Source organism: Halovivax sp. (assembly GCA_007119345.1).
Taxonomy (GTDB): Archaea; Halobacteriota; Halobacteria; order Halobacteriales; family Natrialbaceae; genus Halovivax.
The window spans coordinates 1-2,815 of the sequence record SKPV01000024.1; the positions used below are offsets into that span (position 1 = coordinate 1).

2 protein-coding genes and 1 pseudogene are annotated in these 2,815 nt (G+C 72.1%); 2 read left to right on the plus strand and 1 reads right to left on the minus strand.

Annotated features, from left to right (window positions below; genetic code table 11):
- Together QZT59_RS02095 and dnaG are read left to right on the plus strand one after the other, a co-directional pair.
- Nucleotides 1–229: pseudogene (locus QZT59_RS02095) on the plus strand (ArsR family transcriptional regulator); the annotation flags it as partial.
- Between the two features lie 90 nt (nucleotides 230–319).
- Nucleotides 320–1,780 carry a DNA primase DnaG gene (gene dnaG / locus QZT59_RS02100; protein ID WP_290810665.1) on the plus strand — a complete coding sequence of 487 codons (1,461 nt, stop codon included), beginning with the start codon at nucleotides 320–322 and terminating at the stop codon, nucleotides 1,778–1,780.
- 80 nt (nucleotides 1,781–1,860) lie between these two features.
- On the opposite strand, the gene QZT59_RS02105 is transcribed toward dnaG, so the two are convergent.
- On the minus strand, nucleotides 1,861–2,815 hold a 955-nt coding region (locus QZT59_RS02105; RefSeq protein WP_290810667.1), incomplete at its 5' end, for a TIGR00297 family protein.

Genomic DNA, 2,815 nt, shown 5'->3' on the forward strand with positions numbered 1-2,815 from the left:
CGACGCGACCGCAGACGACGACGCGACCGCAGACGACGACGCCGACGCGTACGCCGACGGCGAGAGCGACGGGGTGATCGACGGGATCACCGACACGGCCGCGTCGACGATCGACGGGCTCTTCTCCGGGCTCTCGCCGGGACTGCTCTTCTTCCTCGGCGGCCTCACCGTCATGACCGCCCTGGGCGCCTGGTGGTACTGGACGAACTATCACCGACCCGCCGCCTGAACCGGCCGCGGTCAACAGGTATTAGGTGGGCGTGGACGTACACTTTACCGATCGACACGATCGCGGCGACCGACCCGAGACCGATCCACCATGGACGAACCCTCGAAGTACCTCATCCACGCCACCGTGGTCGCAGACGGCGTCGTCGAGCGCAGCGACGTCGTCGGCGCCATCTTCGGCCAGACGGAGGGGCTCCTCGGCGACGAGCTCGACCTGCGAGAGCTGCGCCGCTCGGGGAAGGTCGGCCGGATCGACGTCGGGGTCGACAGTCACGGCGGCGAATCCAGGGGCGAGCTGACGATCGCCAGCGGACTCGACAAGGTCGAGACGGCGACGCTGGCGGCCTCCCTGGAGACGATCGACCGTGTCGGCCCCTGTCGGGCGACCCTCGAGGTCGCGGAGATCGAGGACGTCCGGGCGGCCAAACGACGGGAGGTCGTCGACCGGGCCACCGAGCTGCTCCAGACGGGATTCGACGACACGGTGATGTCGTCCTCGGAGATCCTGGCGGAAGTCCGCGAACACGTCCGCGTCGCCGACGTCACCGAGTACGAGGGGCTCCCCGCGGGACCCCGGGTGACCGACGGCGACGCGATCATCGTCGTCGAGGGTCGCGCGGACGTGCTCACCATGCTCAAGTACGGCGTCAAGAACGCGATCGCCGTGGAGGGGACGAACGTCCCCGACGCCGTCGCCGAGCTGACCGAACACCGGACCGTGACGGCGTTCCTCGACGGCGACCGGGGCGGAGACCTGATCCTCGAAGAGCTGGCCCAGGTCGGCGACGTCGATTACGTCGCGACGGCGCCGGCGGGGCGGTCCGTCGAGGATCTCGACCACCACGAACTCTTCGCGGCGCTGCGGAACAAGGTGCCGTTCGAGACGGTCGACGACGAAGAGCGCCCGCGAGAGGCCGTCCCCGCGACCGACGGTAGCGCCACGCCGGCCCCGCCGGCGTCGACCGACGCGGAACCGGACGACCCCGCGGGAGCGTCCGCCGGGCCGGAAGCCGACGCCGCGTCGACGCGGGCCGGTCCGACGCGGCGGAATCGACGCGACGCCGACGGCTCCGGTGGCCGATCGGCGGCCGCCGAACCGATCGACGCCGACGGGCAACCGATCGAGCCGGTCGACGCGAGTGCCTCGGCGGGCGAATCGATGGACGCGGAATCCCCCGCCACCGAACGGGTCGACGACGATTCCCGGGCGGCCGACGACGATTCCCGGGCGGCCGATCCGGAGACGCTGTACGACCACGTTTCGGCGGTCATCCGCGCCGGCACGGACCGCGCGCGCTTTCTCGACGACGACCGCGAGCCGGTCGCCGAGGCGGCGGCGAGCGAGGCGGCGGAAACCCTCGCGTCGCTGGAGACGGCGCCGTCGGCGATCGTCCTCGACGACATCCTGAGCCAGCGACTCCTCGATCGGGCCGCCGAGCGCGACGTCTCGACGATCGTCGCCGCGTCGCTCGGGCAGTTCGTCAAACGACCGACGGACGTTCGGGTGTACGCGGCCGACGAGGTCGCCGACTCCGCCCCGGACGACGACTGATCGTCCGATCGACCCGTTCCCGACGGCCGCGAATCGAGCACGCGCCCGACCGAACCCGACGCTCGATCCTCGAGCGGCGCTCAGCTCATCAGTCCGGCCGACGAGGCGGCGAACGCGGCCAGCGCCGCACCCGCGATCGTCGCGACGAAATTCACGCCCTGATTGCCGACCCTGGGTCCCTCGATCGTCGCGCCCAGGACGCTGTCGACGGTCATTCCCGCGACGCCGGCGAGGACGATCACGCCGAAGCCGACGGGGCCGACGGCGGGGAAGGCGACGGCGGTGATGGCGGCCACGACGGTCGCGCCAGCCGTGCCGGCGATCTCGCCCTGCCAGGTGACGCCGCCGTCGGTCCCGGGTTCGACGGGCTCGAGCGTCGTGATCAGTCGCGGTCGATCGAAGACCCCGCCGATCTCGCTCGACAGCGTGTCGGCCAGCGCGGTCGCGACCGCGCCCGCGAAGGCGTACTGGAACGCGAGCGTGTCGACGCCGAGGACGCTGGCGTCGCTCGCGGCGTAGCCCAGGACGGCCACGAGCGCGACCGCGGAGTTGCTGAAGACGTTCGCGCTCCCGCGAGCGCCGTCGTTGTCCTCCGCGACGCCCCTGGCGGCCTTCTCGGCGTATCGGTACTTCGTCGAGAGGCCGCCGATGGCGAAAAAGGAGATGAGGACGGCGAACCAGCCCCAGCCGCCGAGCACGATCGTCAGCAGCCCGAGCAAGACGCCGGCGAGCATGCCGGCGACCGACGCGGTCTCGAGGGCGTACGACGCGTAGCCCAGCGCGATCATCACGCCGAGCGCCGCCGCCAGTTCCGGCCCCGAGAGCGCCGGTTCGAGCTCCGACAGGAGCCAGAGGAGCAGGCCGACCAGCACGAGGACCAGCGGGTCGTCGTACCGCGGGAGCCGCTCCCGGAGGATCGCGGCGAACAGCGCACCGCTGGCGGCGAGAAACACCACCCCCGCCAGGACCGGCCGGACGGTGCCGCCGTCGGCCGCGTGCGTCGCCGCCTGGCCCGCCGCCGCGGCGACGGCGCCG